This window comes from Neokomagataea anthophila, assembly GCF_018122595.1.
In the GTDB taxonomy this organism is placed as follows: domain Bacteria; phylum Pseudomonadota; class Alphaproteobacteria; order Acetobacterales; family Acetobacteraceae; genus Gluconobacter; species Gluconobacter anthophilus.
In genome coordinates this window covers 1-227 of the sequence record NZ_JAGRQH010000184.1, presented here as the reverse complement: position 1 = coordinate 227, position 227 = coordinate 1, and the positions used below count along the sequence as shown (strand labels likewise).

The following is a 227-nucleotide window of genomic DNA, read 5'->3' as shown; positions in this document are numbered from 1 at the left end:
ATCAGATTCAAAATAATATGACTGTCACAAGTCCGAAATCACCTGGCTTGGAGGCCTACTGGAAATTCAATGAAGGAGAGGGGAATGTATTTCAAGATGCAACAGGTAAGGGGCATACTCTAACCACGTCTATGACTCCTAAGTGGATTGACGGTATTTTATCAACCGATGGATCTACTGATTGGAAGTGAAAAATATTTAAAAATTATCAGTTATGGAAAAGAAAT

General features: G+C 37.4%; 1 protein-coding gene. It reads left to right on the top strand.

What is annotated here, in order from left to right:
• Nucleotides 1-191: hypothetical protein (locus tag KB213_RS12420; RefSeq protein WP_211683571.1), on the top strand; the 191-nt coding region annotated here is incomplete at its 5' end.
• Nucleotides 192-227: the final 36 nt, after the last annotated feature.